This is a genomic window from Mesorhizobium sp. M0998 (assembly GCF_040318885.1).
In the GTDB taxonomy this organism is placed as follows: Bacteria; Pseudomonadota; Alphaproteobacteria; order Rhizobiales; family Rhizobiaceae; genus Mesorhizobium.
In genome coordinates, this window is record NZ_JAMYND010000003.1 from 69,637 (window position 1) to 96,467 (window position 26,831).

General features: G+C 61.4%; 28 protein-coding genes and 2 pseudogenes. 20 read left to right on the plus strand and 10 right to left on the minus strand.

The window, feature by feature from the left end:
* Positions 1-21 precede the first annotated feature (21 nt).
* The 4 genes from NKH59_RS03745 (at position 22) to NKH59_RS03760 (ending at position 3,876) form a co-directional block, all read left to right on the plus strand.
* Complete coding sequence (locus NKH59_RS03745; RefSeq protein ID WP_352470536.1) at positions 22-1,083, plus strand: ABC transporter substrate-binding protein; 1,062 nt, start codon at positions 22-24, stop codon at positions 1,081-1,083.
* Positions 1,084-1,151: 68 nt separating this feature from the next.
* A complete protein-coding gene (locus NKH59_RS03750) occupies positions 1,152-2,021 on the plus strand; it encodes an ABC transporter permease (RefSeq protein WP_352470537.1) in 870 nt (289 codons plus the stop codon).
* Complete coding sequence (locus tag NKH59_RS03755; protein ID WP_353020993.1) at positions 2,021-2,809, plus strand: ABC transporter permease; 789 nt, start codon at positions 2,021-2,023, stop codon at positions 2,807-2,809. The genes NKH59_RS03750 and NKH59_RS03755 overlap by 1 nt, the downstream gene beginning before the upstream one ends.
* Positions 2,809-3,876, plus strand: a complete 1,068-nt coding sequence (locus NKH59_RS03760; RefSeq protein ID WP_352470539.1) for an ABC transporter ATP-binding protein — start codon at positions 2,809-2,811, stop codon at positions 3,874-3,876. Before NKH59_RS03755 ends, NKH59_RS03760 begins: the two co-directional genes overlap by 1 nt.
* Before the next feature lie 548 nt (positions 3,877-4,424).
* On the opposite strand, the gene NKH59_RS03765 is transcribed toward NKH59_RS03760, so the two are convergent.
* Complete coding sequence (locus tag NKH59_RS03765; protein WP_353020997.1) at positions 4,425-5,465, minus strand: tyrosine-type recombinase/integrase; 1,041 nt, start codon at positions 5,463-5,465, stop codon at positions 4,425-4,427.
* A gap of 8 nt (positions 5,466-5,473) precedes the next feature.
* Positions 5,474-5,887, minus strand: coding sequence for an excisionase (locus NKH59_RS03770; protein ID WP_352470541.1), 414 nt, complete (start codon positions 5,885-5,887; stop codon positions 5,474-5,476).
* A gap of 766 nt (positions 5,888-6,653) precedes the next feature.
* On the opposite strand from NKH59_RS03770, the gene NKH59_RS03775 reads away from it, so the two are divergent.
* The 4 genes from NKH59_RS03775 (at position 6,654) to NKH59_RS03790 (ending at position 10,437) form a co-directional block, all read left to right on the plus strand.
* Complete coding sequence (locus NKH59_RS03775; protein ID WP_353021000.1) at positions 6,654-6,965, plus strand: hypothetical protein; 312 nt, start codon at positions 6,654-6,656, stop codon at positions 6,963-6,965.
* Positions 6,965-8,011, plus strand: coding sequence for a DUF7146 domain-containing protein (locus NKH59_RS03780; protein ID WP_352612732.1), 1,047 nt, complete (start codon positions 6,965-6,967; stop codon positions 8,009-8,011). Before NKH59_RS03775 ends, NKH59_RS03780 begins: the two co-directional genes overlap by 1 nt.
* A gap of 312 nt (positions 8,012-8,323) precedes the next feature.
* Positions 8,324-9,259, plus strand: coding sequence for an SLOG family protein (locus NKH59_RS03785; RefSeq protein ID WP_352771556.1), 936 nt, complete (start codon positions 8,324-8,326; stop codon positions 9,257-9,259).
* 848 nt (positions 9,260-10,107) lie between these two features.
* A complete protein-coding gene (locus NKH59_RS03790) occupies positions 10,108-10,437 on the plus strand; it encodes a DUF736 domain-containing protein (RefSeq protein ID WP_352502581.1) in 330 nt (109 codons plus the stop codon).
* Between the two features lie 193 nt (positions 10,438-10,630).
* On the opposite strand, the gene NKH59_RS03795 is transcribed toward NKH59_RS03790, so the two are convergent.
* The gene (locus NKH59_RS03795) at positions 10,631-10,846 is read right to left on the minus strand and encodes a helix-turn-helix domain-containing protein (RefSeq protein WP_023674290.1); all 216 of its coding nucleotides are present in this window, start codon (positions 10,844-10,846) and stop codon (positions 10,631-10,633) included.
* Between the two features lie 122 nt (positions 10,847-10,968).
* On the opposite strand from NKH59_RS03795, the gene NKH59_RS03800 reads away from it, so the two are divergent.
* From NKH59_RS03800 to NKH59_RS33470, 12 genes and pseudogenes are all read left to right on the plus strand, one after another.
* The gene (locus NKH59_RS03800; RefSeq protein ID WP_352612552.1) at positions 10,969-11,247 is read left to right on the plus strand and encodes a DNA -binding domain-containing protein; all 279 of its coding nucleotides are present in this window, start codon (positions 10,969-10,971) and stop codon (positions 11,245-11,247) included.
* Positions 11,248-11,415: 168 nt separating this feature from the next.
* Complete coding sequence (locus NKH59_RS03805) at positions 11,416-11,601, plus strand: transcriptional regulator domain-containing protein (RefSeq protein ID WP_352452199.1); 186 nt, start codon at positions 11,416-11,418, stop codon at positions 11,599-11,601.
* Between the two features lie 46 nt (positions 11,602-11,647).
* Entirely contained in the window at positions 11,648-12,172 is a 525-nt protein-coding gene (locus NKH59_RS03810) for a DUF2285 domain-containing protein (protein ID WP_352684705.1), read from the plus strand.
* A gap of 125 nt (positions 12,173-12,297) precedes the next feature.
* Positions 12,298-12,588 carry a helix-turn-helix transcriptional regulator gene (locus NKH59_RS03815; RefSeq protein ID WP_352502580.1) on the plus strand — a complete coding sequence of 97 codons (291 nt, stop codon included), beginning with the start codon at positions 12,298-12,300 and terminating at the stop codon, positions 12,586-12,588.
* 17 nt (positions 12,589-12,605) lie between these two features.
* The gene (locus NKH59_RS03820) at positions 12,606-13,037 is read left to right on the plus strand and encodes a replication initiator protein A (protein ID WP_352470547.1); all 432 of its coding nucleotides are present in this window, start codon (positions 12,606-12,608) and stop codon (positions 13,035-13,037) included.
* Positions 13,034-13,669 carry a S26 family signal peptidase gene (locus NKH59_RS03825; protein ID WP_353021003.1) on the plus strand — a complete coding sequence of 212 codons (636 nt, stop codon included), beginning with the start codon at positions 13,034-13,036 and terminating at the stop codon, positions 13,667-13,669. Before NKH59_RS03820 ends, NKH59_RS03825 begins: the two co-directional genes overlap by 4 nt.
* Complete coding sequence (locus NKH59_RS03830) at positions 13,638-13,964, plus strand: DUF736 domain-containing protein (protein ID WP_023674284.1); 327 nt, start codon at positions 13,638-13,640, stop codon at positions 13,962-13,964. Before NKH59_RS03825 ends, NKH59_RS03830 begins: the two co-directional genes overlap by 32 nt.
* A gap of 4 nt (positions 13,965-13,968) precedes the next feature.
* A complete protein-coding gene (locus NKH59_RS03835) occupies positions 13,969-15,015 on the plus strand; it encodes a lytic transglycosylase domain-containing protein (RefSeq protein WP_353021006.1) in 1,047 nt (348 codons plus the stop codon).
* On the plus strand, positions 15,012-15,263 hold the full coding sequence (locus tag NKH59_RS03840; RefSeq protein WP_352470551.1) for a hypothetical protein: 252 nt from the start codon (positions 15,012-15,014) through the stop codon (positions 15,261-15,263). The genes NKH59_RS03835 and NKH59_RS03840 overlap by 4 nt, the downstream gene beginning before the upstream one ends.
* Positions 15,260-17,002 carry a relaxase/mobilization nuclease domain-containing protein gene (locus NKH59_RS03845; RefSeq protein ID WP_352684686.1) on the plus strand — a complete coding sequence of 581 codons (1,743 nt, stop codon included), beginning with the start codon at positions 15,260-15,262 and terminating at the stop codon, positions 17,000-17,002. Before NKH59_RS03840 ends, NKH59_RS03845 begins: the two co-directional genes overlap by 4 nt.
* Positions 17,003-17,455: 453 nt before the next feature.
* Positions 17,456-17,717, plus strand: a pseudogene (locus tag NKH59_RS03850) (CopG family ribbon-helix-helix protein).
* Positions 17,714-18,019 (plus strand): annotated as a pseudogene (locus NKH59_RS33470) (type II toxin-antitoxin system RelE/ParE family toxin). Before NKH59_RS03850 ends, NKH59_RS33470 begins: the two co-directional pseudogenes overlap by 4 nt.
* A gap of 192 nt (positions 18,020-18,211) precedes the next feature.
* Here NKH59_RS33470 and NKH59_RS03860 read toward each other — a convergent pair.
* From NKH59_RS03860 to NKH59_RS03890, 7 genes are all read right to left on the minus strand, one after another.
* Positions 18,212-19,261 (minus strand): L-idonate 5-dehydrogenase, encoded by a 1,050-nt coding sequence (locus tag NKH59_RS03860; protein ID WP_352470554.1) that lies wholly within the window; start codon positions 19,259-19,261, stop codon positions 18,212-18,214.
* The gene (locus tag NKH59_RS03865) at positions 19,258-20,664 is read right to left on the minus strand and encodes a TRAP transporter large permease (protein ID WP_353021012.1); all 1,407 of its coding nucleotides are present in this window, start codon (positions 20,662-20,664) and stop codon (positions 19,258-19,260) included. Before NKH59_RS03865 ends, NKH59_RS03860 begins: the two co-directional genes overlap by 4 nt.
* A gap of 3 nt (positions 20,665-20,667) precedes the next feature.
* Positions 20,668-21,240 carry a TRAP transporter small permease gene (locus NKH59_RS03870; protein ID WP_352612542.1) on the minus strand — a complete coding sequence of 191 codons (573 nt, stop codon included), beginning with the start codon at positions 21,238-21,240 and terminating at the stop codon, positions 20,668-20,670.
* A gap of 144 nt (positions 21,241-21,384) precedes the next feature.
* Positions 21,385-22,359 carry a sialic acid TRAP transporter substrate-binding protein SiaP gene (locus NKH59_RS03875; protein ID WP_023717039.1) on the minus strand — a complete coding sequence of 325 codons (975 nt, stop codon included), beginning with the start codon at positions 22,357-22,359 and terminating at the stop codon, positions 21,385-21,387.
* Positions 22,360-22,410: 51 nt separating this feature from the next.
* On the minus strand, positions 22,411-23,130 hold the full coding sequence (locus NKH59_RS03880) for a FadR/GntR family transcriptional regulator (RefSeq protein ID WP_353021015.1): 720 nt from the start codon (positions 23,128-23,130) through the stop codon (positions 22,411-22,413).
* Between the two features lie 147 nt (positions 23,131-23,277).
* Positions 23,278-24,189, minus strand: coding sequence for a DMT family transporter (locus NKH59_RS03885; RefSeq protein ID WP_502908674.1), 912 nt, complete (start codon positions 24,187-24,189; stop codon positions 23,278-23,280).
* Between the two features lie 82 nt (positions 24,190-24,271).
* A complete protein-coding gene (locus NKH59_RS03890) occupies positions 24,272-26,821 on the minus strand; it encodes a TRAP transporter permease (protein WP_353021021.1) in 2,550 nt (849 codons plus the stop codon).
* Positions 26,822-26,831: the final 10 nt, after the last annotated feature.

Sequence of the window (26,831 nt, forward strand, 5' to 3'; positions counted from 1 at the left end):
CAAACACAGAGAGGAACGAACATGCGCATGCCCGACTTGACTGCCCTGCTGACGGCGACCGCCGTCTTCACCTCCGCACTCGCATTTGCCGCCAAGGCCGACGAGGTGCACGTACTCAACTGGAAGGGCTACGGCGCCGACGAGCCGTGGGCCATCGAAGCCTTCGAGAAGGCGACCGGCCACAAGGTCGTCAACGATTTTTTCAATTCCGAACAGGAGATGCTGACCAAGCTCAGGACCAATCCCGGCCTTTACGATGTGGTCATGATCAACGCCGCTTTCAACGACCAGGCGATGGCGGAAAAGCTGATCCAGCCGATCGACACGTCCAAGCTGCCGAACTTTCCCGACATCAGCAAGGACAAGGCCGGATCGCCGATGCTCGTCCATGACGGCAAGGTCTATGGCGTGCCGTGGGTCTGGGGGCTGACGGCGCTCGCCATCAATGAAAAATCCTTCGATAAGCCGCCGACGAGCATCGCCGAAATGTGGGATCCCGCTCACAAGGGCCGCGTCACCATCCGTGATGATGCCGTCGAGGCGGTTCAGTTCGGCGCCATTGCCACCGGCCAGAACATCAACGACATCAAGGATATCGAGGCGGTCAAGGCGAAGCTCACCTCGCTGATGCCGCAGATCAAGACGTTCTGGAGCTCGGAGAACGACTGGAACCAGATGGCTGCCTCTAACCAGATCGACATCGGCACCTATTGGAGCGGCTCGGCCGATCGCGCCAAGACCCATTTCAAGCTGCCGGTCTCGCTCGTGATCCCGCAGGAGGGCGCTGTCGCCTGGCTCGACGCCTTCTCAATTCCGGTCGGTTCCAAGAATGTCGCCGGCGCCGAGGCCTTCATCAACTACATGATCGACCCGAAGTTCTATGTCGAATGGGTCACCAAGGTCGGAGCCCCGGTATCCGCCAACACCAAGGCTGTAGAAGCACTTCCCGGGGATGCGTTCAACCGCAAGGTGATGGGTGACCCGGCAGTCGCCAAGCGCATTCAGTTCCAGGCGCCGATCACAGACGCCCAGCGCGAAACCTATCTGTCGCTCTGGCAGCAGCTCAAGGTCGACGTGAAGTAACAGCAGAAGCCGGGATCAGCCGACCATCCATGTCGGCTGATGCTTCCCCATCCTGGGAGGTGGATGTCATGGCAGCACAGGTTGCGGCCGCGTCGCGCAGCGGATTGAGATCGGCCTTGCCACTGCTGGCGCCTGCCTATCTCTGGCTGACGGTTGCGATCTTCCTGCCGCTCTCAGCCATGGTCTTCTTCTCCTTCATGACCGACCTGCCGCTGTCGGGAAAGCCGTGGGCGTTCACGCTCGAAAACTATGCCGCCTTCTTTTCACAAAGCCTTTATCTGACATTGCTTTTGGCCTCGCTGCGCCTCGGCCTCGAGGTGACGCTGTGGTGCATCGTCATCGGTTATCCCGCCGCTTATGTGCTGGCCAAGGTGCTGAAAGGCCGCACCCGAGAGGCGATTTTCCTGCTCGTCATCCTGCCGTTCTGGTCGAACGGGCTGGTGCGTATCTTCTCCTGGGCGATGGTGTTGCGTGAAGGCGGCATTCTCGACACTGCGCTCAACGCCGTCCTGCCGTTCAAGATCAACATCGACCTAATGTATTCCTATCCGGCCGTAATCATCGGGCTGGTGCACTCCTACGTGCCTTACATGGTGCTGACCTGCTATCTGACCCTGCAGGCCATCGATGACTCGCTAATCGAAGCCGGGCGCTCGCTCGGCGCCTCGCGGCTGCAGGTGCTGAATCGAGTCATCATTCCGCTGTCGATGCCGGGGCTGGTGGCGGGCGCAGCGCTCGTCTTCGTCCCGGTTGTTGGTTCGTTCATGGAACCGCGCATCCTCGGCGGCCGTACCGGCACCTTTTACGGCACTGTCATCGAGGACCAGTTCGTCGCCGTGTTCAACTGGCCGCTGGGTGCTGCGCTCTCCTTTATCCTGTTGGCCGTCGTGCTGGTCATCCTGGCGGTTGCCTCGCCGGTGCTGCGGAGGGCTACGTGATGGCGACGACACGTGTTCTCGAATGGCTCGGCCGCCTTTACATCTGGCTATTGCTCGCCTTCCTCTATGTGCCAATCATCATCATGGCGCTAATGTCTTTCAACGTTTCGCCCTTCTACCAGCTGCCGTTCGAATGGACGGCGGAATGGTATGTCTCGCTGTGGCAGAACGACCAGCTTATCTCAGCCACCGGGAACAGTGTCGAAATCGCAGTCATCACTACCATCATCTGCGTCGTGCTTGGCTCGGCGGCGTCACTTGCGCTCTACCGCTATGAGTTTCGCGGCAAGAAATTCCTCCAGGCGCTGCTGTTTCCCCCAATCGCCATTCCGTGGCTGATAACCGGCACGGCGATGTTGATCTTCTTCTTCGGCGTCGGCATTGGGCGCGGCCTGTTCGCCATCCTGCTTGGCCACGTCGCGCTTGCGCTTCCCTACGTCATTGTCGTCGTGTCGGCCCGACTGCAGACCTTCGCGCACGAGCTGGAAGAGGCGGCGCGCTCGCTCGGCGCCAATCAATGGCAGTTGACGAACCGCGTCACGCTGCCCTGGATCATGCCGGGCGTCATTGCCGGTGGGCTGTTCGCCTTCGCCGTGTCCTTCGACCAGTTCGTCGTATCCTACTTCTTGTCGACGCCCGGCCAGACGACGCTGCCGGTCGAAATCTACGCCGCGATCCGCAAAGGTTTCACGCCCGAGATCAATGCTGTCTCGACGATCATCATTGTCGTGTCGATGGCGCTGATGCTGCTGACAGCGCGCTTCTTCAAATTCGGCGGAGAGAAATAATGGCGGGCGTGCAGGTATCGAATGTATCGCGCAGTTTTGGCACGCACAAGGCGCTGGACGATGTGTCTATCGATTTCGCCGATGGCGGCTTCTATGCCCTGCTCGGGCCGTCAGGCAGCGGCAAGACCACGCTGCTGCGACAAATCGCGGGCTTCGACTTTCCCGATTCCGGCCGCATCACCATAGGTGGTGAGAGCGTCGAACGGGTGCCAGTCGAAAAACGGCGCATCGGCATGGTGTTCCAGAACTACGCCCTATTTCCCAACATGAGCGTTGCTGGCAATGTCGCCTTTGGCCTGTCGGTGCGCGGCGAGCCCAAGGCGGTGATTGCCAGCGAGGTACAGCGCGCACTCGACCTTGTGCAACTCGGCAGGCTCGGCGGCCGCCGGCCGCATCAGCTGTCCGGCGGCCAGCGCCAACGGGTTGCGCTCGCTCGCGCGATCGTCATCCGGCCGCGCGTGCTATTGCTTGACGAGCCACTCGGCGCGCTGGACAAGGCGCTGCGCGTCGACATGCAGATCGAGCTCAAGCGCATCCAGCGCGAGATCGGCATCACCACCATCTTCGTCACCCACGACCAGGAAGAAGCGCTGACGATGAGCGACCGCATCGGCATTCTGCGCGATGGCAAGCTGGTGCAGGAAGGCTCGCCCGAGGAGATCTACGATCGGCCGACGAGTGAGTTTGCCGCCACCTTCCTGGGCGACGCCAACATCCTTCGCGGCGACAGCACGGGCAACGGCATCCGGCTGCCGGACGGCACAGCGATTGCCGTCGGCTCGGGTACCAAGCTTGCCGCTGGGGCCAAGGCAAGCTGCGCCGTGCGGCCCGAACGCATCCGCATCTTCACCGATGCCGAGGCTCCGGATGCGGCCAACGCGAATCTGCTGCGAGGCCAGGTATCGAAGCGCATCTTCGCCGGAAATAGCAGCACCTACTTTGTCGAGCGTGCTGGCCAGACGCTCAAGGTGATTGTGCAGAATACCGGCGCTGTCAGGCTGGCGGAAGGTCAGGATGTCGTGCTGCATTGGTCGCCGGAAAGCACAGTCTTGATCGTCGCGGGGTAGCAGGCCAGAGATGGACCACTGACCGACTCAGATGGGGCTTTTGTGATGGCAAAAGATTGCGACCTCCTGGTTGAGGTCCGCGCCAGAAACGCCGATACGTCCCGCCTACGAGACCATGCCAGTTTTTTGGTGGTCTTGCGGCCCGGAGCAACCGATCCCGGCAATGATGATGGACAACGACATGGTTGGCATGGCCAAGGTCTTGCCGATTGACAGTTTCACTCAGAAGCGGTGCGCCGGGCTTGCGGCTAGTGCGCCGTTTGCTGCTGTTTTGAGATTTGGCCAGGCGCGTATTCATTGGCCTCGAAGACAAGCCTCCGTCAAGCCAGGCATCACGATCTTTGCCTCTAATCCTCCCACATTCAATGTCGCTTTCGGGACCCGGCAAACCGATCCAAGGCACGGCTGCGAGCACGCGCCCTGGGGAGCCGGAGTAGACCTTTGAGCGGGGTGCGGATGGCAGTTTTGAACGTGCGATCCCATCGTCCCGAACGATGTGGGTTTACCAGCAAGTCGTTATTGTTCCTGGGCTCCTTCGCCACGTTCGCTCACGACTGGTCGCGTTTCCTTTCGCCGTTTCTGTGGGAAACCTGTGGGATGAGCACACCGCGTTCGTGTCTTGCGATTTGAGTTATACTCGGAACGGTTTGCGGCGACTTGGAGAAAACTGGCTTCTTCGTGATCTTCTCGGCGGCGTCTGCCAAGAAATTAGGATGATGATGGCCGTAAGTTTCGATCAGGACATCCACTGTAATGCCAAGAAAGCCCGCAGCCTGCCACATATCGGTGCCGGCTTGCATCATCCAAGTCGCCGCGGTGTGGCGGAACACGTGCGGAGTAACGTCGGGCCCTAGGCCGGCGATTTCGCGCGCCGTCTTGAAGCTCTTGTCTATCGACCGCACCGGCTTTCCATTCCATTCCACGACAAAATCCTGCGATATCTTGCGACCGATGTTCGCACTTTTGCCGCGCGATTTGGTCTCGATGTGAAGATCAGTGCGCGCCCAGCGCCGGAGGTGCGCCAGCAGCCGCTCGGGCAACGGTACAGGGGGTTGGCGCTTCTTGGTCTTCCTTGCGCCGGTGGCACCGCGATAGAAGATACCGCGGTCTAGGTCCACATGACCGCGCCCTTTCGTTGGGCGTATGGCGGCACCGCAGATTGCGGCCGAGCGCGTTCCTGTATAAAGTGCGACGAGGATGAAGCGCGCGAGATGTCGCCCAGTGCGCCGGCCACTCTCTTGGCCCTTCCATGTCTGCTTCATTCGCCAAGCTGCCCAGATCAGTGCGGCCGCCTCACTGCGGGTCAACCAGCGTTCGCGGGCGGCGGCCCTGTCTGGCAGGGTGATGACCGGTGCGGCGGTTGTATAACCCTCCTTGCGGTAGTAGTTGATGGCGGCACGAAGATCCTCGAGTTGGCGGCGCGCCGCGGCTTCGGTGGGGCGCGACGCAATGTACTCGCGGCAGAGTTTGCCATTGATGGCGGCGAGAGTTTTTTCCCCGAAGTAATCAAGGACCTTATCCAGCCGAGCCGCCGTCTCTTCTGGTGTCGCGTGCTTCGGTGCAACCTCTTTAAGGTAGAGGTTGACCACATCGGCAATTAAGACGTCCTCGGCTCCCCGCGCTCGGTGGTATTTGCTTCCAATGTAGGCGGCGAGCGCCTTTTCAGCTTCAGTTCCTGGACGGCCTTTTTCGCCGCCGCCAGCGCTGATGAAGCTGGTTCCATCGCGGATAAACCATCCAGCTTTGTTTCGGCGCGTTCCATCTTTTTTCCAGCTTTCGTCACGCCATACCAGGCGTGGCCCTTTCGAAGTCCGCGGCATAGTTCCCTCATCCTCGCGATTGCCATCAAGCTGACGTATTCCTTTCCGGCGATTAGCTCCGTTTCAAGTCGACCGGCGTCACGTTCCTTGCGTAGGCCTGCTGCGCTCATCGAGCCGTCGGGAAAGGCAATTCGCGCAGCGATTTCGACGCGCAGTGGTGTGGTCTCGTCGAATTGGTCGGGGATTTTCATAAGAAGTCCTCAGCAGTTCTTAGGTCTGAGCTGTTCGCCGACCTCGTTGAGCACTCCGTCCTGTCTCGCCGTTCTGGACACGGTCCTGCCGGAGAACTCTTCTCCAAAAAACCGGCTGCGAAAACCGCCCGCCGGAGGTGCTGCGGCGAAGAGGCCCCTTCGACCTGTCAATCGGAGTGGTTGCGCAACAAGTCTATGGCTGGCCTCTGCTTCCAGTCCGGCCAGACACACTCCTAAAGGGATCCGACCATCGTTTCAGTATCGATACGGCCGGCAGGGCCTATTGCGTCGCAACGCCCGCGCGCGCCGCGCCGCGTTCAGGCGAGCAGGGCAGCGGAGTACCTCCTTCGCTTCTTGGCTGGCAGCGTCATTGCTGGCGACGATTAGCGGCAAGCCGCCCGTGATGACCAACCACGTCCAAATCGATTTCCCGTCGCAAAAAGCGCTCTGTTCGCTCTCGAACTCAGCCGCATGCCCTCGGTGTCGCACGCCACAGCGCCGAAGGCGTGATGAAGAACGCAGATACTTCCAATGGGGCGACCGGCCCGCTCGTCGTTCATCGCCGCGCTGTGGTCCTTAATCGCTACTGCTGCACGTTTGTATGTTGCAGCCGCGTTTGTAAACAGGAACGCCGTCACTGAGTTGCTACCCCGCAACAACCTCGGTTGGCTGCCAAGCACAAGAGGACGAGGAGTGCCGGGATCTCCATGACGAGTTTGAAGGTCGAGAGAGAGGCTCTCGACTGCCCGTCTCGGAGTACATCCCGATGGCGACTACCCCTCAGAAAATTACCCTTCTGTCCTCGCGAGACATTCCCTTCAAGAACGTGGAGTTCTCCATGTCCCAGGTCCGCGTCAAGGCTGACATCTGGATCGAGGACCTACCTGACCTCGTAGCCGAAGTGACGACCCACTCGCACCTCCTCGTGCGCAAGACGACCAGTGGTTGCATCGAGCGCCTTGCCGTCGAGATTCGCGCAGGGTCGGCCAGTCCCACTGAGCCACAGGCGCCCGAACCCGCAATTCTGGGCAAGGTGCTGGAGCGCTATCAGCGCATCGACTCGCGGGAGGATGCATGATGCCCCGACGCGACGCGTCCGAACTGGCCCACCGCCTGGGCCGACAGGCCGAAGCGGTTTGTCGCCACTATCTTTCGAACGGACATCGCGAGGGACGCTACTGGCTTGTTGGCGATGTCCGAAACACGCCGGGTCGCTCTATGTTCGTGCGGCTCGTCGGCTCGCAGAGCGGAAAGGGCGCAGCCGGCAAATGGACTGACGCGGCGACCGGGGAGCATGGCGATCTTCTCGATATCATCCGCGAAAGCCGCGGTTTGAGCGACTTCAGGGACGTTGCCCATGAGGCAATAACGTTTCTCGGCCTACCGCATCCCGGACCAGAGCAGACATCAATGCGGTCGAAGTTGCTGGCCGCGCCGTCGGAAATGTCGGAGAAAGCGCGTCGGCTGTTTGCGATGTCGCAGCCGATTGCGGGTACGGTCGTAGAGGCGTATCTGCACAACCGCAGTATTGCCGCTTTGCACGGGACCGGAAGCCTGCGTTTTCACCCGCGCTGCTACTACCGGCCCGACGAACAAGCGCCGACTGAGACCTGGCCGGCGATGATCGCTTCCGTTACCGATCTCGACGGCCATTTGACTGGCGTACATCGCACATGGCTTGATCCTTCCGGCAGGGGCAAGGCACCGGTCAGTACGCCGAGGCGCGCGATGGGCGATCTTCTCGGTCACGCGGTTCGCTTTGGCCTACCGGGCGACGTCATGGCGGGCGGCGAAGGCATCGAGACCGTCTTGTCGCTTCGGTGCATCCTGCCCGATATGGCCATGGCAGCGGCACTCTCGGCCGCCCATCTTGCTGCCATGCTGTTCCCCCTCACACTGAGACGGCTCTACATCGTGCGCGACGCCGATCCAGCCGGTAACGGCGCGCGTGACACCTTGATCGAAAGAGCGAATGCTGCCGGGATCGAGCCGGTCGTGCTCTCGCCGGCACTTGGGGACCTCAACGAAGATCTCTGTACGCTAGGCTTGGATGCCGTTCGAGCAGCAGTCCGTGTTCAGCTCGCCCCGCAGGACATCGCCCGTTTCATGGCAGTGGCGGGATAACTCGGAACGAACAGCCTGTCCGCTGTCGCCATCATCACTTGGATGCTCCTGAAGTCGGAGAGAACCGCGCCTGCGGGCCTTCGAGAGGGCGATCGGCCAGCAAACGACTCGGCCCCGCAATGTCTCCGGCCGACTATTTTCCGGCGCGCTCCCCAAGGGAGCGCTTTCCATCGCGAAGCAAAATAGCCGGCCTCCACCCTCCTCCGCTGACACTCCGGCCCTTCGCTTCGCTGCGGGTGCAGGTCCGTCCGTCCGCCGGCTTCCGTCGCCATGAAGGCCGCGAGGGTCGCGGTCCAACCGGCGGAGCATCCAATGAGCGAGCATGACGACTACGAACCACAGCACTCGTCTTCACCCATCGACCACGTCCTCACCGAACTCCAGCTCTATGGCTACCGTCCCTTCGTGGATGAGCCTGATCCTCGACCGCTTCCAGAGGGCCACTGCGTCGCCGGCGCGATGGCCGACATCTTCGACGCCCTCATCGTGGCACTGCAAGACACTCGCCTCGAGCCCGATCTCGACGATCTTCTGTGGTCGACCGTCAACATCTTTCACCGCGCCGCAGATCGGATCGAGCGCGAACTCGATCACAACGAGCAGGCGCAACGCCGCAGCCAGCGTGAGCAGGACGGCAGCGAAGTGAAATCCGTCGAGCTGGAACGCCTGACGGCCGAAGGGCAGACGCTGATCGAACGCCAAAGCGCCTTCGAACTGATGCGTGATCAGGCCGCGGAGCACTACGAGCGCCACACCGGATCGAGTTGGCGACCGCGCAGCGGATCGATGGTCAACCATCGCAACATGACCTCTGCGCTGATCGACAGCCGCGATTTTCTCAGCGCCAAGAAACGCGCCTCGCAGGAAGTCCTTCTGCCACCTGGCCCGAAAATCGCCTTCACCGCTGGGCTCGACTTCAATGACCACCAGCTGATCTGGGCCAAGCTCGACCAGGTCCACGCCAGGCATCCCGACATGGTATTGATGCACGGGAAATCGCCGAAGGGTGGCGAAAAGATCGCCTCCTGTTGGGCAGACCATCGCAAGGTACCCCAAATCGGCTTTGCCCCTGAATGGACAAAGCATGCCAAAGCCGCCCCGTTCAAGCGCAATGATGCAATGCTGGAGGCGCTGCCGATAGGCGTCATCGTCTTTCCCGGGACCGGAATTCAGGACAATCTTGCAGACAAGGCAAAGAAGCTCGGCATCCCAGTCCTCGACTTCCGCCCCAAGGGAGGCGGCGCGTAAGCGCTGCCCGCCGCTACCCTTTTTTCGATTGTACGATACGGCCGCGATCGGGCAGCGGGTACTGTATTTGCAGCTCGCTGGAGTGCTTGGCCCGGGATGCCGGATCTCCGGCTTCCTGCGCCGCCCGTCTTTTTGCGATACTCAAGTCCGCGCCCTAGCAAAGGCGCGCGACGCCGTCACGCTTGCCGTCAACGTTCAGCTGCGTCGCAGCTGGCATCACAGCTGCGAATAACGACGCCCGTTCAACCGAACAGGGCCTGGATCTAGGCGAACTCACCGAACAACCGGCGTGGGCAGGATGCTTTTTTCGGCCATCGCATTGTTAGGATCGTCGCTGACACGGCATCGCGCGACGCACAGTTCGAATCCACAACGGCGTGCCGTCTCGCTCCAAAGATAGCGCATATCCGGTGGTGCACGTCAGCCGTGACTTGAACCGTCACGTGCGTGTCTTATGCGCGTTTCCGACAACAGCTTGCGGCTTCGCGATGCCTGTACAGAGGAGCATCGACGCCGGTGATCGTCGTAGCCGGGATTTCGCCAGCGACGGTATCGCCAGGTTCTCCGTTGATGTCTCTATCTGGTGGGCCGCTCCAAACGGCCTCTTTAATGGGCTGATCTGGCCGAAGGTCGGCTGCGCCTCGATCGCCTAAGCCGCAATGGCGCCGATCGACTTTCTTCCCCTGCCGGCTGCGCCGTCATTCCTCGCCAAACAACAAAGTCGCTTGGCTGCCATCCTCCGCTGGCGCTGCGGTCGCAAGCGATGCGGCGTCGATCGCCTCCGGCCCGCCGATCGCTATCGAGGCCGCAATGGTGCGGGCTCGAAACAGAGTTCAAGGAGAAAACTCATGGCGATAATCGGAAGCTTTAAGAGAACCGGCAACAACGAGTTCACCGGCGAAATCGTCACCCTCTCGCTCCAGGCCAAGAACGTCCGCATCGTCCCCGAGGCCAACCGCTCTGGCGACAACGCCCCCAGTCACCGTGTCTTCGTCGGGCGGGTCGAGATCGGCGCCGCTTGGTCCAAGCGCTCCAATGAGGGCCGCGACTTTCTCGGCCTGAAGGTGGACGATCCGAGCTTCACGGCTCCGATCTACGCCAACCTCTTCAACGATGAGCAAGGCGAAGACTACAGCCTTATCTGGTCCCGCCCCAACGGCCGCCGCAACGCGGAGTAAGGCCCCGACCAAGGCTCCGCCCGGACGAACAGGGCGGGGCCGTCCTCCTTTTCACGGCAAGATGAGCGCAGTCGCTGCCCAACGAGCTCCGTCGGACTTTGGGGCGACTACCTGTCGTGTTCGCGACTGGAGACTTCATTCCTGCATGTCGCCTCGCCGATCATCGAAAATTCGAGGTGTTTCCCGCGTCAACTCACGGTGCCGATTTTCTGATCAACTCGCATGGGTCCACATTCAGCGCAGTTGCGATCCTCCCAAGAACACTGATGCTGGCCGAGACCCGAGCGCGCTCGATCGATCCGACGTAACGCATGCTCAGTCCAGAGCGGGCGGCCAGTTCCTCCTGCGTCACGTTCTGGTCATGGCGCAGGCGACGCATGTTGGCCGCCATGATCTCCTTGAGATTCATGGCGGATTAGGGACCAGAAAGGGAACTATCGTTCTAGGAATGATCGTTCCTATTCGCTATGATTGGTGCTCGATCTAAAGGACGGCTCCTTCGAGATCGCGATCGAAATATGGTCAAATACCATGCTTAAACCGCTGCTCGATCCTGACGTCGCCGACATTGCGCCGGATGCCTCGGTCCTGACCGGCTATGACGAGGAGCGTCTGCTCACCTACATTCGCCTGCTTGACGCGGCGGCGGAAGATGCCGATTGGCGAGAGGTGGCCAGGATCGTCTTGCATATAGACCCGGAGCAGGAGCCGGAACGAGCGTACCGGTCCTGGGAAACCCATCTTGCCCGCGCGCGATGGATGACGACCAGCGGCTACCGATATCTTCTCGCTGGCGGCGCTCCGCACTGACGCGGCCGGCGCTCCACTTTGCTGAGTCGGCATAATGGTTTGCCGACTCTCCAACTATTCAACTTCCTTATCCGCCGGGAATGTTGACGCCGACGCCTCACATCCGGGTACGCGGAGAGGACAGGAACAGTGCAAGGCGATTGGACCGATCCGGCGGCGTATGCACACATGTGCAGCTACCAGGCTACGGAATTCGCTGCCGAGTATCTGATCCGGAATGACGAATTCGTGGCAGAGTGCAGCCAGCTTGCATCGCAACTCGCTGGTTCTGGAGAACCTGCCGGTCAGCCCGATCTCGCCGCCCGTTGGGGCGCGCGATTTCAAAACTGCCGGTGCCGGACTTCCGAAAGCTGACAATATCATCTGGACGGAACAGGCCTCGCCGCGCGTGCTCCGGGTCATGCGGGTATCTACATCCCATCAAACAGTTCGACCTTCCAGCCTTGCCGGAGCCAGCGTTTGGCCGCAGGACGAAGGCCTTCACATTACTTGGTCTACCTTAATTGGGAAAAGTCATCTCGTCGCTGATGACCGCGCCGGTGAATTCAACGCTACCCTTCTGCCGCTCGACGCTGCATTCGAGACGCGGCTCGATGCAGCGCGCCGGTTCTGGCGCGCACTGAACGGCCGGGCAGGAAGTTCATCTTACGGCGCGCTGCCGCAACAGACCAAGACCAGGCATATCCTCAATTTGCGCGCACATGATGGTCACCGCATGGGTGCAACCTATCGTCAGCTCGCGGAGGTGCTGTTTTCGCAAGAGCCGATTGTGCCGCGAGATTGGCGTGATCATCATCTCCGCCACAAGGTCCGAGCTATCTTACGCCGTGCAGCTTTTTTAGTCGCCGGCGGCTATCGCGATCTTCTCTTCTATCCCCACAACCGCAGCGAAAAGTCCGGCCGCCGAAGTCCTTCTTCGGGATAGCAAAGGGGTAGCAAAAACGCGCCCCCCAATCTTTGCCCTCCCTCGCCTTTCCTCATTTCGATCATGGTCCACTTCGCGCGTCCCGGCAGGCCAGGACGACAGCAGAACCGAATGGAGATCGAGCGATGTCGAAGGGTCCCGCGGACGCGCCCCAAAAGTATTTGCGCACGAAGGAGGCAGCACCCATCGTCGGGCTCTGCGTCCGCACACTCGAAAAGCACCGGACCTACGGCACCGGCCCAAAATACCGGAAGGTCGGCGGGCGCGTTCTCTACGACATCAACGACCTGCACGCCTGGATAGAGCTGGGCGCACGCACCTCCACCAGCGATGCCAACGCGACCTATGTTCCGCCGGCAAAACCCCATGCAGCCCGCGCGCCCGCCTATGTCGGCCGGCGCGACCGCAGCTCCTGATCTGTGGCGCACCGAAAATGCAGTATCGCGAGACCGTTCAGCAGCAATTTGCGCTGTCTTATGTCCCCTCAACCGGCTTCCCTCCACGCGGCACGCGGGACGTCGTGGCGCGGCAGCTCGTCTTATTGGTGAAATCCCGCCGCCTGACACCGATCCACCCTCATGCGGGCGAAGAATCGACCTGCGTTGAGGCGGCAAGTGTGCACGGCATGGGAACGATTTGGAACGCTGCCATCCTGGTCTGGGCTGCGTCGCAAACCATCCACGCGCAAGCCAGGAGATTGCAACCGCGCCGCTTGGTAGCGGCGAAACAGCAGCAAATCCTGACCTTCATGTCGCCGCGTCAACGGCGGCACGTCCACAGCCGGATAGCCGCACGCGAGCAGCCGAGTCCATACACCGGCAAGCGTCGTAAAGCTTTCCTGCTGCGCCCCGGGATCGAGTCATGAGCAAACGCACAAAGATCATCGCCACCATGGTTGGCGGCGCAGTGCTCGCCGCGGCGCCGGCATGGATTAGCCATCCGCCGCTGTCCATCTGGAACGCATCGGCGAGCATCCCCGTCGGGCTCTATCGCGTCCAGCCGGCCGACAAAATCGGTATTGCCAATATCGCCGTCATCATGCCGCCCGAGCCATTGGCGGCCTTCATGGCAAGACGCGGCTATCTGCCGAAAAATGTGCCGCTCCTCAAGCATGTTTTGGCACTCGGGGGCGCAACCGTCTGTCGCCAAGGCACAATGATCATCGTCAACGGCAAGACCTATGGACATGCGCGCGAGCGTGACAGTCGTGGTCGATCCCTGCCCATCTGGCAGGGCTGCCGCGACGTTGCCGAGGCCGACGTCTTCCTTATGAACCCGGGTGCAGCCGACAGTTTTGACAGCCGCTATTTCGGCCCGCTCCCGCTCTCATCGATAGTTGGCCGCGCGGTTCCCGTCTGGACCACGGAGCGCACCACTCCGGTACTGGATATCACCAACGATCCCTCGCTAGCGAGCCGTGAGGGCTCGGCTCGACGCGCACCAACACTCAGAAAGGAGCACTGCAATGACCCAGATCGGAACCTTCACGCGCAATGATGACGGCTTCTTCGGCAATCTCTCCACGCTAACAATCGAGGCGAAGATTGCCATCCTGCCTGCCGAGAAATCCAAAACCGAAAACGCGCCCGACCATCTGATCTATTGCGAAGGGATGGCGGTCGGTGCGGCTTGGGACCGCGCCGGAGACAAGGCTGGGGATTACCTCTCCGTCTCAATTGACGACCCGTCCTTTACGCAGCCGATCCGCGCCAAGCTGTTCCGGTCCGATGCAGAGAACAGCGTCTGGAGCCTGCACTGGAACCGATCATCGAAGCGCGACGGGCGAGGCTGAACAGATGCTTCTGGAGCCCTTCGACGAATCTTTCTCGCCAACCCTTTTGATCCATTGCGCGCCGGTCAAACCCTTCGACCCGACCGCCCGCGAGGCAGCCCAGAGGGGGCCGGACACTTGCTTGTGGCTGCGGACGCCGATTTCATCACAATTTTGGCAAAGCCGGTTCGATTGGCGAGCCCCTGCCCTTAACGGAAGCGAACACCGTCGCAGGCTGGCGGCGCATCGGTTCTGCGGTCTGCGGGACGCAGCCCACAGAGGCATGACGACGTTTGCCGCATGTGTGATGCTCGGCTTCGTGGCGCCCGAAACTGGTGCAGCGGCTTCCTCTGCTGGTGAACGGCCGGCGCACTCCGAGTCGACGATCTTGTCGGCTGGCCCGTGGTCGCGGCATATCCGGGAAGCGTCAAAACGCTTCGCCATTCCAGAGCAGTTGCTGCGCGGCGTCATGCATGTTGAGAGCGTCGGCGATGTTCGTGCGCTTTCAAGCAAGGGCGCAATGGGCTTGATGCAGATCATGCCGGCGACGTGGCAAGAACTGCGCATCAAATACCGTCTCGGTGACGATCCGTATCAACCGCGTGACAACATTCTTGCAGGTGCAGCATATCTTCGCGAAATGCTCGACAGCTTCGGGCGCAGCGGCTTTCTTGCCGCTTACAATGCCGGTCCTGGTCGGTACACGGAACATCTCTTAACCGGCCGTCCGCTGCCACGCGAGACGGTCGACTACGTCAGGAAACTTGCGCCGCTGCTCGATGGTGCAGTTCTCACTCCGCGGCGCGCGCGGCACGGAAGGGGCAGAGCCAGCTCACTCCGTGCAACGATCTTTCCGCATCCCCATGACATTCGGAACGCCGCTGCATCGGATGGCAATGGTTATGCCGAGACGATCTTTGCGGCGATTCATTCGTCTGCAATGCGGTCGCCAATAGGCAATCCTGCTGCGGACCTGACCGCGATCGAGCCACAGCCGGGTGAAACCGATTTCCAATCGAACCACGCCGGTTCCGGCCTATTCGCTCAGCCCTCTTTAGCCATATCGCAATGATCGCCACGTTCCTCCTCAATTGCATTCCGGCCTGTTCCGTCGCGGAAATTCCGGCGGAAGGGTTGGCTGTGGATGAGAACAGAGAGATTGGCAGGATAAAGGGCCGCGAGGTGCGGCTCGGTTCGGCCGATTGTTTTCCTTACAATTTTCGTCTCATTTCGCAATGTGCTGGCACAATCAGCGATGTGCGCTATTCCCAATTTTTCAGTGTTTCAATGGAAACCGCACCTCGTGGCCGTCTAGCATGAAGCGTGACGATAGCTTTCGCGTCCGCCCTGGTCGCATCCGCTCCCGCGCCGGCCAGCGCGCACGACCCTTCATCTTCCAGGCTCTTGCGGCCACACAGCGCGCCGGCGGTCACCTTACACGCGAGGGTCGGATCACCTCCCCGCGAGCTTCAACGTTTGGCCGCGGCAGGTCAGCGAGCATCCGCGCCAGTCGCCTCATCTCTGACCGGTCACGCGGCGCCGTCGTCAAGACCCGTGTGGTACGGCAGTTCAGAGGGTCTGGGCCACTCGCCACCCATCTCAAATATCTTCGCCGCGAAGGTGTTACACGTGATGGTGAGAAGGCGAGGATGTTCGGTCCCGACACCAAAGATGCAGATCATGACGCCTTCTGCGACCGCTGCAAGGATGATCGGCATCACTTCCGTTTCATCGTTTCGCCAGACGATGCAATGGAGCTCGGCGACCTCAAGAACTTCGCTTGTGACCTGATGGCCGACATGGCGCGCGACCTCGGCACGAGGCTCGACTGGATAGCCGTCGATCACTGGAACACCGAACATCCGCACGTTCACATCCTCGTTCGCGGCGTTGCCGACGATGGCGAGAGCCTTGTCATCTCGCGGGACTACATCCGCCAGGGCATGCGCGATCGGGCGAGCGACATTCTCACCCAGACGCTTGGGCTCCGCATGGACCTCGACATCCGCCGGGCCATCGAGCGCCAGGTCGACACTGAGCGCTGGACGCAGCTCGATCGCCAGCTTGTTCGTGACGCCGACCGTCATGGTATCATTGATCTCGCGCCACATCCTGATCGCCGGCCCGACGAGTTCCTGGGGCTCAAAGTCGGCCGGCTGCGGCAACTGGAAAGCCTGGGCCTCGCGAACGAGATCCGTCCCGGCCAGTGGATAGTGGTCGAACAGGCCGAGCCCACTTTGCGCGCCCTCGGTGAACGCGGCGACATCATCAAGCGCATGCACCGCAGCCTCACTGTGCATGGGCTAGAAAAAGGGACGGCCGACTATGTGCTAGCCGCCGAAAGGATTGATGCGCCCGTGATCGGCCGACTGCTCGAACGCGGCCTTTATGACGAACGGCGCGGCGCGGCCTATGCCATCGTCGATGGCATTGATGGACGCACGCACCACATTCGCTTCCATGACCCTGATGCGGCCGGAGACTCCGACCCGGGCTCGGTCGTGGAGTTGTGCCGCGATGCGAGTGCAAATGGCGGTGGCCGGGTCACGCTCGCGGTCCGCTCCGACCTGTCAATCGAACAGCAGGTCCATGCTTCCGGCGCGACTTGGCTCGATCGCCAACTCGTTGCACGCGAGCCTGCCGAATTCGGTGACGGCGGCTTTGGTAGGGACGTAAGACAGGCACTGCAAGATCGGGTCGACCACCTTGTCAGCCGCGATCTGGCCAGGCGCGAGGGACAGCGCGTCATTCTTGTGCGCAATCTGATCGATACTTTACACGATCATGAGGTGGAATCGCTCGGTGCCCGCCTCGCCGCCCAGACGGGCCTCTCGTTCACGAAGGCTGCCAACGGCGATCATGTGGCTGGGATTTACCGGCGGCGTTTCTCGCTGGCTTCAGGCCGGCTCGCGATGATCGACAATGGACTCGAATTCAAGCTCGTGCCCTGGTCGCCGTCGCTCGAAAAGCGATTGGGTAATCAAGTCATCGGGGTCGTGTGCTCGGATATGGGGGGCGTGGATTGGAACCTGGGAAAGAAGCGCGGCATCGGGCTATGAAGGTTCCAGGCGTATGCTCTATCCTGATGCTGGGAAGCCAGCACGGTCGCACATTCTATTTGTACCTGCACAGTGAAGCGCCGATTGCCTCGCAAAAAACAGGGACTTTGCGCATCCTCGATTCAGTCTGGCGCCGGCAATCGCAGCACTGGCGCTGTTTGCCTTCGTCTATCACTGGAATAGCTATCTCTGGCCGCTGACCGTTCTACAGGGCAAGGCACACGAATATCCGATCGTCATCAGCCTTAGTCGCCTGCTCAGCTACAACAGAGGCGCTCTAAACACGGGACTGGTGATGGCTGGCGCGACGCTTGCCGTGCTCCCGCCACTGGTGCTCTTCGTCTTGCTGCAGCGCTTCTTTGTGGATTCGATCGTCGGCTCGGCGGTCAGGGGATAATGAACCAGCGCGGCGCTCTGTGCTAAGGTGTACACAGATCAACACAGGACACCGCTATGGCCGCTAGCACCACTATGACAATTCGCGTCAGTCCCGATGTAAAGGAAAAGCTCGACCGGATCGCAACCGACACCCGGCGTAGCAAGTCGTTCCTCGCAGGTGAAGCCGTCGCAGCGTATGTCGATCGCGAGCTTGAAAATCATTGAAGGTATCAACTGCGGCCTTGCTGATGTCGAAGCTGGGCGCATCGTGTCTCATGATAAGGCTATGGCAGAAATTTATGCCGCGATTGATGCCGGCACGGGCCGCAAGGTGTGACGCGAGCCGTTCAGTGGTCTCGCGGTGAGCTGGACGACATCAAGGAACAGATCGGCTATATCGCAGGATAATCCGCGCGCTGCGCGCCTGGTAGCAGACCGGATTCTGGACGCAGGGGCGCGCTTGGGGAAATGGCAACCGGGCGACCCGGCCGTGTATCCGGCACCTATGAAAAACCTGTGAGTCGCCTGCCCTACATCATCGCTTATGCCGTGACCGCCAAGGGCGCCCGAGAAAGCATTTCAATTTTGCGGGTGATCCACGCAGCGCGCGATTGGCAGGACGAGGAATGGCCGAACTGAACGAAATCTCGCGACGAAGGGGCTTTAATCGCGAGCGGATTTGCTGCCAACAATTTTGACAGCAAGCTGCCGGGTATTGCTCCCGAGTTTAACCGGAGACCTGGGTGGTGGGAGCATATACGTCGAGCACGTTCTGAGTTTCGTCCGTTCGCAATGAGTTATGGCTGCTAACGATCTGGCAAGAACCACGATTCAGTCCGCGGTCAGCACGACCTTGACACTCTGTGAACGGTCGGCGGCAAGTCGGAAGGCATCGGTGGCGCAAGAAAGCGTGCGCTCCGCTGTCATCAGCTTCAGGACGTCCACCTCCCCCGACACGATGAGATCGACCGCCCGGCCGAACTCCGTGCCGAAGCGGAATGTGCCTTTGAGGTCGATCTCCTTGGCCATTACTGCATTGGCAGGCAGCGGGATGTGGCCACCGGGAAGATTGCCGACCTGGACCACCGTGCCGCCGCGCCGGACACTGGCGATCGCCGCGGCAAGGCCGGCGGCAGTGCCTGAAATCTCGAACGCGACATCAAGCGAATCCCCGGCAGCAAGCGCCTGGAGTTCGGCGTCGCCGCCGGAAAGGTCGATCGTCCTGTCGGCGCCAAGCCGGCGGGCGAAGGCGAGCGGCGCGGCGGCGATATCGACGACGGTCAGTTCAGCGCAGCCGGCAAGCCTGGCCGCGAGCATGGTCAAGAGACCGATGGGGCCGGCACCGAACAGGACGACGTTGCGGCCCCTGACGTCGCCCACCCGCGCGACGGCGTGCAGACTGACCGCCAACGGCTCGGCAAGTGCGGCCGCCTGGTAGGCCACGTCAGATGGAACCTTGAAACATTGCGCGGGCGTGGCGTCGAACAGACTGGCGAATCCGCCCTGCATATGCGGCGTCTTCGATGCCGAGCCCATGAAATAGATGTTCTCGCAGAGATTGGCGCGGCCTTCCAGGCATCGCGCGCAACGCCCGCACCAGCGCGACGGATTGACCGCGACATGGTCGCCGATGCCGAGGCCGGGCGCGGCGCCGTTGATCTCGACGATTTCGCCTGAGATTTCGTGGCCGAGGACAAGCGGCGAAGTGACGACGAAGTCGCCGGTACGGGCATGGCGGAAATAATGCAGGTCGGAGCCGCAGATGCCCCCTGCCCCAAAGCGCACCCGCACCATACCTGGTGCCAGCGGTTCAAGCGGACGCTCCACGACGCGCAGGTCCTGCGGGCCGAACAGCGTCGCGGCAATCGCCTGGCCACTCACCGGATCAAGCCCATCTCGGTCGGCAGCCAAAGCGTGATGGCGGGTATGAAGGTGATCAGAAGCAGCGCCACGATAAGCGGCACCAGCCACGGCAGGATCGCCATGGTGGTGCGCTCAACCGAGAGCTTGGCAACGCGCGACAACACAAAGAGCACCATGCCGAGCGGCGGGTGCAAAAGCCCGATCATCAGGTTGAGCGTCATGATCAGCCCGAAATGCACAGGGTTGATGCCGTAGACGGCGGCGACCGGCAGCAGGATCGGCACCAGAATCGTGATCGCGGCGATCGTATCGAGGAAGCAGCCGACCACCAGCATCAGGATGTTGACCAGGATCAGGAAGACCCACTTGTTTTCGGTGAGCGCGAAGATGAAGTTCGAGAACAGCTGTGCTGCCTGGCTGACGGTGAGCAGCCAGGCGAAGATCGATGCGGCGGTGACGATGAAGAGCACCGAGGCGGTCGTCTCGATCGTGTCAAAGCTGGCCTTGGCAAGCAAACGCAGCGTCATCGTGCGGTAGCGCACCAACCCTAGGAAAAGCGACCAGATCACAGCCGCCATCGCCGCCTCGGTCGGCGTGAACCAGCCCATCGTCATGCCACCGATCAGGATGACCGGCGTCATCAGCGCCATGACCGCGGAAAAATCGAAATACCAGTCCGCCACGATCAGCATCAGCAGCGCTATGCCGACCGCGATATTGATCGACAGGCCAAGCTGCACCAGCACATAGCAGCCAATCGGAAAGGCAGCCACCACCAGCACCTCGCCCGCCGCTTCGGCAAGCCGCCGAAGCTCGAAGGATGTGTCGGAGCCCCAGCCGCGCCTGTAGGCGAAGATGGCGACCGTGATCATCATCAGCACGGTCATGACCACGCCGGGCAGGATGCCGGCCATGAACAGCGCGCCAATCGAGACATTGGCCATCATGCCGTAGATGACGAAGGGCAGCGAGGGCGGAAAGATCGGTCCGAGCGTGGCGGAAGCGGCGGTAACCCCGACCGCGGCGTCGATAGGATAGCCGTGGTCCTTCATCGCCTTGATCTCGATAGTGCCGATGCCGGCGGCGTCGGCGAGCGCGGTGCCCGACATGCCGGAAAAGATCACCGATCCGATGATGTTGACCTGCGCCAGGCCGCCTTTCATCCAGCCGACCAGGGCAAGGGCGAAGGAATAGATGCGCCCGGTGACGCCGGCGATGTTCATGAGGTTGCCCGCCAGGATGAAGAACGGAACGGCGAGCAGCGGAAAGCTCTCCACCCCGGCGATCATGCGCTGGGCCGCGATGATATCGGGCGCGACGCCGTAGATGACGAGGTAAAGGATCGAAGCGGCCGCCATCGAAACGGCGACCGGCACGCCGATGAGCATCAGGACAAGAAAGCCCCCGACCAGAAGCAGCATCGCTCAGACCCCCGCCGTCTCGAACGCGCCAGGACGCTCGAGCACCGAATAGCCGCGCCTGTAATTGCCGATGAAGACCTGGATCGAGCGCAGAAGCATCAGCACGAACCCGGCCAGTACGGCGTAGAAGAACCAGCGCCGCGGCAGGTTGACGGTGACCATGCGCTCATGCGCCACGATCGTGACGTAGCGCCACATCAACCAGGATCCGTAGCCGAAGAATGCAATGCGGATAACATCGACGGCGAGCGCCAGCCAGCGGCCGACGCGCTCCGGCAGATAGTGGTAAAGCACGTCGACATGGATATGGCGCGAAAGGCGCACGCACATGGCGGCGCCCAGAAAAACGACGACGACGAGCGCGTTGATGGCGATCTCCTCGGTCCAGGCAAGGCTGTTGTTCAGCGCATAGCGGGTGAAGAACTGCAGGAAGACACACACGACCATGCCCCAGAAAACGGCAAGCGTGATCCAGTCCTCGACGCCGTGGTCCGACAGATCGACGTGTACCGGCACCTCCTCGAAGGCGTGCGCGATCTCTTCGACGGTGATCTCGATGTGGTGTTCCTCGGCCATCGGCGCGGGCTCCCGAAGCTGGTGGGTCGTCAAGGATTGAAAAGGCCGTCCGGCGCAATTTGGAGCCGGACCGAAGAGCAGGTTAAAGCAGCAAATCCGATTGCCGCTCTATCCTCTTGATCAAGCATCTGATTTCCCGGTGCCCTACTTAATGGCGCGGATCGCTTCCCAATCGGCCTTGTTGTAGCCGAACTCCTCGAAGGTGACCTTCTCCAGCACATTCTTCTCGAAGTCGGCACGGTCGACATCGGTTACGCTGATGCCGCGGTCCTTGAATACCTGCACCAGTTCCTTTTCGCGGGCGACGATCTTTGCCGTGGCGCGGGCGGCAGCCTCCTGCATCACCTCGGTGAAGATCTTCTTGTCCTCATCGGAAAGCGAGGCCCAGCGCGACGCCGATATGATGGTGTTTAGATGATCGACGATATGGCCAGTGAGCACGATGTTCTTCTGCACCTCGTAGAATTTCTTCGCCTCGATGGTGGTCAGCGGGTTCTCCTGGGCCTCCACCGTGCCGTTCTGCAGGGCCAGATACACCTCGGCGAAGGCAATCGGCGCGGTGTTGGCGCCGCAGGCACGCGGCATGGCCAGATAGGCCGGCACGTCGGGAACCCGCATCTTCAGGCCCTGCATGTCGGAGCACTTGGCGATCGGACGGTTCGAGGTGGTCTGCCGCGTCCCGTAATAGGTGGTGGCAGCGATGTGATTGCCGGTCTTGTCCTCATAGCCCTTGGTCAGGGCCTTGTAGACGTCGCTCTTGGTGTATTTCAGCAAATGGTCGGCATCGCGGAAAGTGTATGGGAAATAGGTGACGCCGATCGGTGGATATTCGCGCGCCGCGAAGCTCGATCCGGAAATGATGATATCGACGGTACCGAGCATCAGGCCCTGGTTGATGTCCGCTTCCTTGCCAAGCTGCGAGGCCGGATAGACGTCGATGGCGTAGCGGCCCTGGGTGCGCTTCTTGATTTCGTCGGCCGCCCACACGGATTCGGTGTGGAAGGGCTCCGTCGTCTCGTAGACATGCGCCCATTTCAGGACCGTTTCCGCCGAGGCCGACGCCATGGGTATGGCAATTGCGGCGATCGCACCGAGCAGAACTGCGTATTTTCTCAGCATCTAATTCCTCCCTGGTTGAACTTGACGGCCGGATCTCCCCCCGGCCAACTGCTATTCCGCAACCTCCTTGGCTGCGGCTCTCTCATCGAAATTGCGTGAGAATCTGATTTGCGACTGGCGCAGATGCTGCTGCATGGCGGCCTTGGCCCGCTCGGGGTCGCGCGCGGCAATTGCATCACGCACGGCACGATGTTCCTTTGCCGCGACCTGCCAGGAATCGCTGGTCTCGAAATAGATCGACAGGCGTTCGAAGTACGGGTTCATGCGCTGGTCGAAAAGCTCGCCGATGAAGCGCACCAGCACCGCGTTCTCGAGAATGCCGGCGACGGCGGTGTGGAATTCCCGGTCGAGCGCAATGGTCATCTTGTTGGGGTGACGCATGGCCTCCATCCGGCGCAGCACGTCGTCGAGCCGTTCGATATCTGCAGGCCGGACATGGAGGGCCGCTTCGGCGGCGATCGCGCCTTCGACGAATTCGCGCGCGCGCAACAGCTCGAACGGGCCTTCCTCTATTTCGGGTTCGGAGGCGGCGGCGCTCGGCGGATCGGTGACGTAGATACCCGAGCCGACGCGGATGCGTATGCGGCCTTCAACCTCCAGCGCTATCAGCGCTTCACGGACTGTCGGGCGGGAAATTCCGAGCTGGTCGGCCAGATCCCGCTCGGTCGGCAGGCGGTCGCCGACGGAAAACTCGCCGGCATCGATCAGCTGCCTGAGCTGATCGGCGACCTGTCGGTAAAGCCGGCGTGGTTCAACGGCCTGGATCGGCATACGCGTTTAGTTCCCTCCCGGGCCAACCCTGGTACATTGGTCTGACCCATTGACCGCAGCTTAGACAGAGGATGCGGAGAGTCAAGCTCGATAGAACCGCGGCCCGCACAACCGGAACGCGGCGGCATTGCGCAAGCATTCCATGCGTCAGCGCCGTCCCCCGCGAATGACCAGGACGTTCCCGGCGGCGACGAGGACGAGCCCGATGATCGCGTACACAGTCCAGGCATAGCCTTCCAGCGCTGTGGAGATCAAAAGCGCAAAGACGGGAAATATGACGGTCGCATAGCCGGCCCGGGCGCCGCCAATGCGTCCGAGCAGCGTCAGGTAGGCGGCGAAAGCCACGACGGTCGATATGACGGCTAGGAAGACCAGCGAGCCGATATAAGAGGCGGTCGTCGCGAACACGAACGGCTCACCAAGCAGGAAGGCCAGCAACGCCGACCACAAAGTGCCATAAAGCATGCCCCAGGCGCTCGTTGAAACGAGCGGCAGGCCGCGGCGCTGGTTGGCGACGGAGACGAGATTGCCGGCGCAGAAGCTCAGCGTGCCGCAGAGGCACAGAAGAAGACCCACCAACGTGCCGCCGGAAAGCCCGTTGGCGGCGATTTCGGGAAAGAACATCAGCGCTATTCCGGCGAAGCCGATGGTGCCGCCGGCGAGAATGCGCGGCGCCGGGCGCTCGCCGATGACCAAGGCAGCGAGCAGCATGTTGATGACCGAGGCGAGCGAGAAGACGACTGAGAGCAAGCCGCTGACGAGATAGCCGGCGCCGTAATAGAAAAACAGGAAGTTCGACGAGAAGATGAGGATGCCGAGCACAGCAAAGCGCAAATGGTCGGTGATCGGAAAGCGGAGCCGCCGACCGGAAAAGCCCGCCCAGGCAAACATCAGCAGCGTGGCGATGGCGAAGCGCCAGACCAGATTGACCTCGTTCGACACGCCGCTGCCGACCTGAAGTTCGATCGCGAACCACGATGCGCTCCAGGCAATGACCGTCAGCGCGTAAAGCCCGTAGTCGACCGGTTCGAAGGGGCGGTCGTGCGTCGTCAAGCGCATTTCCACGCTAGCCGGTTCCGCGGCGCCGTTTGGTTCTCTTGTTACTGACATGCTGGCCAACACTCTTCCGCTCACAAGACGCTTACAGACCGATTGTCCTCCTTCGCCGCTTCTGAACCCAGAAGACGAGACCGACCAACAACAGGGCCGGGATGGTAAACCAATAGCGCGATGGCCGTTCCGCAGGGACTAGCACCTGGTTGATTTCGTCGCCGGGCTGCAGGCCGAATTTGGCCGCCTGGCTGCCCAGTCGCACGACGCCGACCGTCACGCTATCGCCAAGCGCACTGACGTCCAGGCCCGCAGCCTTCAGGCGTTCGGCCGATGAATTTGCAGGCCCGAGCTGCAGCCGAACCAGCTTCGATATCTCATCGCCGTTGAGGTTCAGTGTCGTCAGGCGCAAGCGAACCGCGCCTCCCTCGGCTGTCTCGTCGACGATACGGCTGAGTTCGGTGGCGGGTACTACCCGATACGGTTCACTCACCTGATCGAGCAACAATCCCGGCCTGAACAAGATGAAACAGGCCACAAGCAACGCAATCGTCTCGTACCAGCGGTTGCGCACGAGCATCCAATTCTGCGTCGCTGCTACAAACGAGACCATGGCCAGCGTCGATGTCACCACCATCGCGACGAAATCGAACGGACCTTCGAGATCGATTATCAGCAGTCCGGTGTTGAAGATGAAGATGAACGGCAGCAGGCCGGTACGGATCTCGTACTTGAAGCCCTGAATGCCGGTCTTCACCGGATCGGCGCCGGAAATTGCCGCAGCTGCATAAGCCGCCAGGCCCACTGGCGGCGTCACGTCCGCCATCAGCCCGAAATAGAAAACGAACATGTGGACGGCGACCAGCGGCACGGCAAGATCGTTCTGCGCCGCCAAATCGACGATGACCGGCGCCATCAAGGTGGCGACGACGACATAGCTTGCAGTGGTCGGCATGCCCATGCCGAGAATGATGCAGATCACCGCGGTGAACAAAAGCATGACGATGAAGCTGCCGCCCGAGATGAATTCGACCAGCTCGGTCATTACCAGCCCGATGCCCGTGAGCAGAACCGTGCCGACGATGATGCCGGCCGTCGCAGTGGCAATGCCGACCGTCGTCATGTTGCGTGCGGCGGCGGACAGCCCACCGACCAGATCGTCGAAACCGTGAAGCCAATGCTGCGCCAGCGCGCGGTCCTTGCGGAAAAAGGCGGTGAGCGGCCGCTGCGTGACGATCAGCGCCATAAGGGCGACAGCGCCCCAGAATGCCGACAGGCCGGGCGACAACTCCTCCACCATCAGGCACCAGATCAGCAGGATCACAGGCAGCAGAAAATGCAGGCCGGTGCGTGCCGTCTCGCCGAAGTGGGGAATCCTGACGATCTCGCCCTCCAGATCCTCCAGCGGCAGGTCCGGATAACGCGCCCGGTAGGCGACAAGGCCGATGTAGACGGCGATCAGCGCGGCAGTGATCATCCAGGTCGCGGCCGCGCCAAAAACGATCTTCGTCCAGCCAATGCCGTAATAGACAAGCCCTGCGAGGATGATGAAACCGCATACGCCCATCAGCCCGCGCAGCGCGCCCTGAAATGCGGAGTGCGTGCTGCGTGACGGCAGGCCCTTCATCCCCGTCTTCATCGCCTCGATATCGACGATGTAGAACAACGAGCCATAGGTCAGCAGCGCCGGATAGAAGGCGTGCTTGACCACCTCGGCATAGGAGATGCCGACATATTCCGCGATCAAGAACGCGGCGGCGCCCATCACCGGAGGCATCAGCTGACCATTGACGCCGGCCGCGCATTCGATGGCGCCCGCCTTCACCGCAGAATATCCGACCCGGCGCATCAGCGGGATGGTGAAGGTTCCGGTGGTCACGACATTAGCGATCGACGACCCGGAAATCATGCCGGTCAGGCCGGAAGCCACGACACCGGCCTTGGCCGGCCCGCCGCGGTATTTGCCGAGCAGCGAGAAGGCAAGCTGGATGAAAAAGCCGCCGGCGCCGGCGCGCTCCAGCAATGTTCCGAACAGGACGAACATGAAGACCACGTTGGTGGACACACCGAGGGCAACACCGAAGACCCCCTCCGACGTCAGCCACATCTGCGAGGCTGCGCGCGATAACGTCGCGCCCTTGTGGCCAAGCAGGCCAGGAAGGTGGGGCCCGGCGAAGATATAGATCAGCATGATCGCCGCGATGACGGTGATGGCAGGCCCGACGGCGCGACGGGCGGCCTCGAGCAGGATGAGGACGCCGGCGATCGAGACGACCAGGTCAGCCGTAGTAGGAAGGCCCGGCCGATGGGCGATATCGCTGTAAAAGACCAACAGATAGAGGGCGGACGCCGCCCCGGCGATGCCTAGCACCCAGTCGGGCAGCGGCACCCGGCTGCGCGACGAGGTCTTGAAGCCCGGAAACGTCAGCATCGCCAGAAACAGGGCGAAGGCCAGATGGATGGAGCGGGCGATGCCGTCGCTGACGACACCAAAATTGAGCATGAACGGAAGGGGCGAGGCATACCAGAGCTGGAACAGCGACCATGCCAGCGATACGCCGAGGATCAGCTTCGCGGTGCGGCCGGTCGGCTTGCGCCCACCGGTGTCGGCCTCGGCGACGAGCTCGCTAAGCTTGTCCATGTCGATAAGG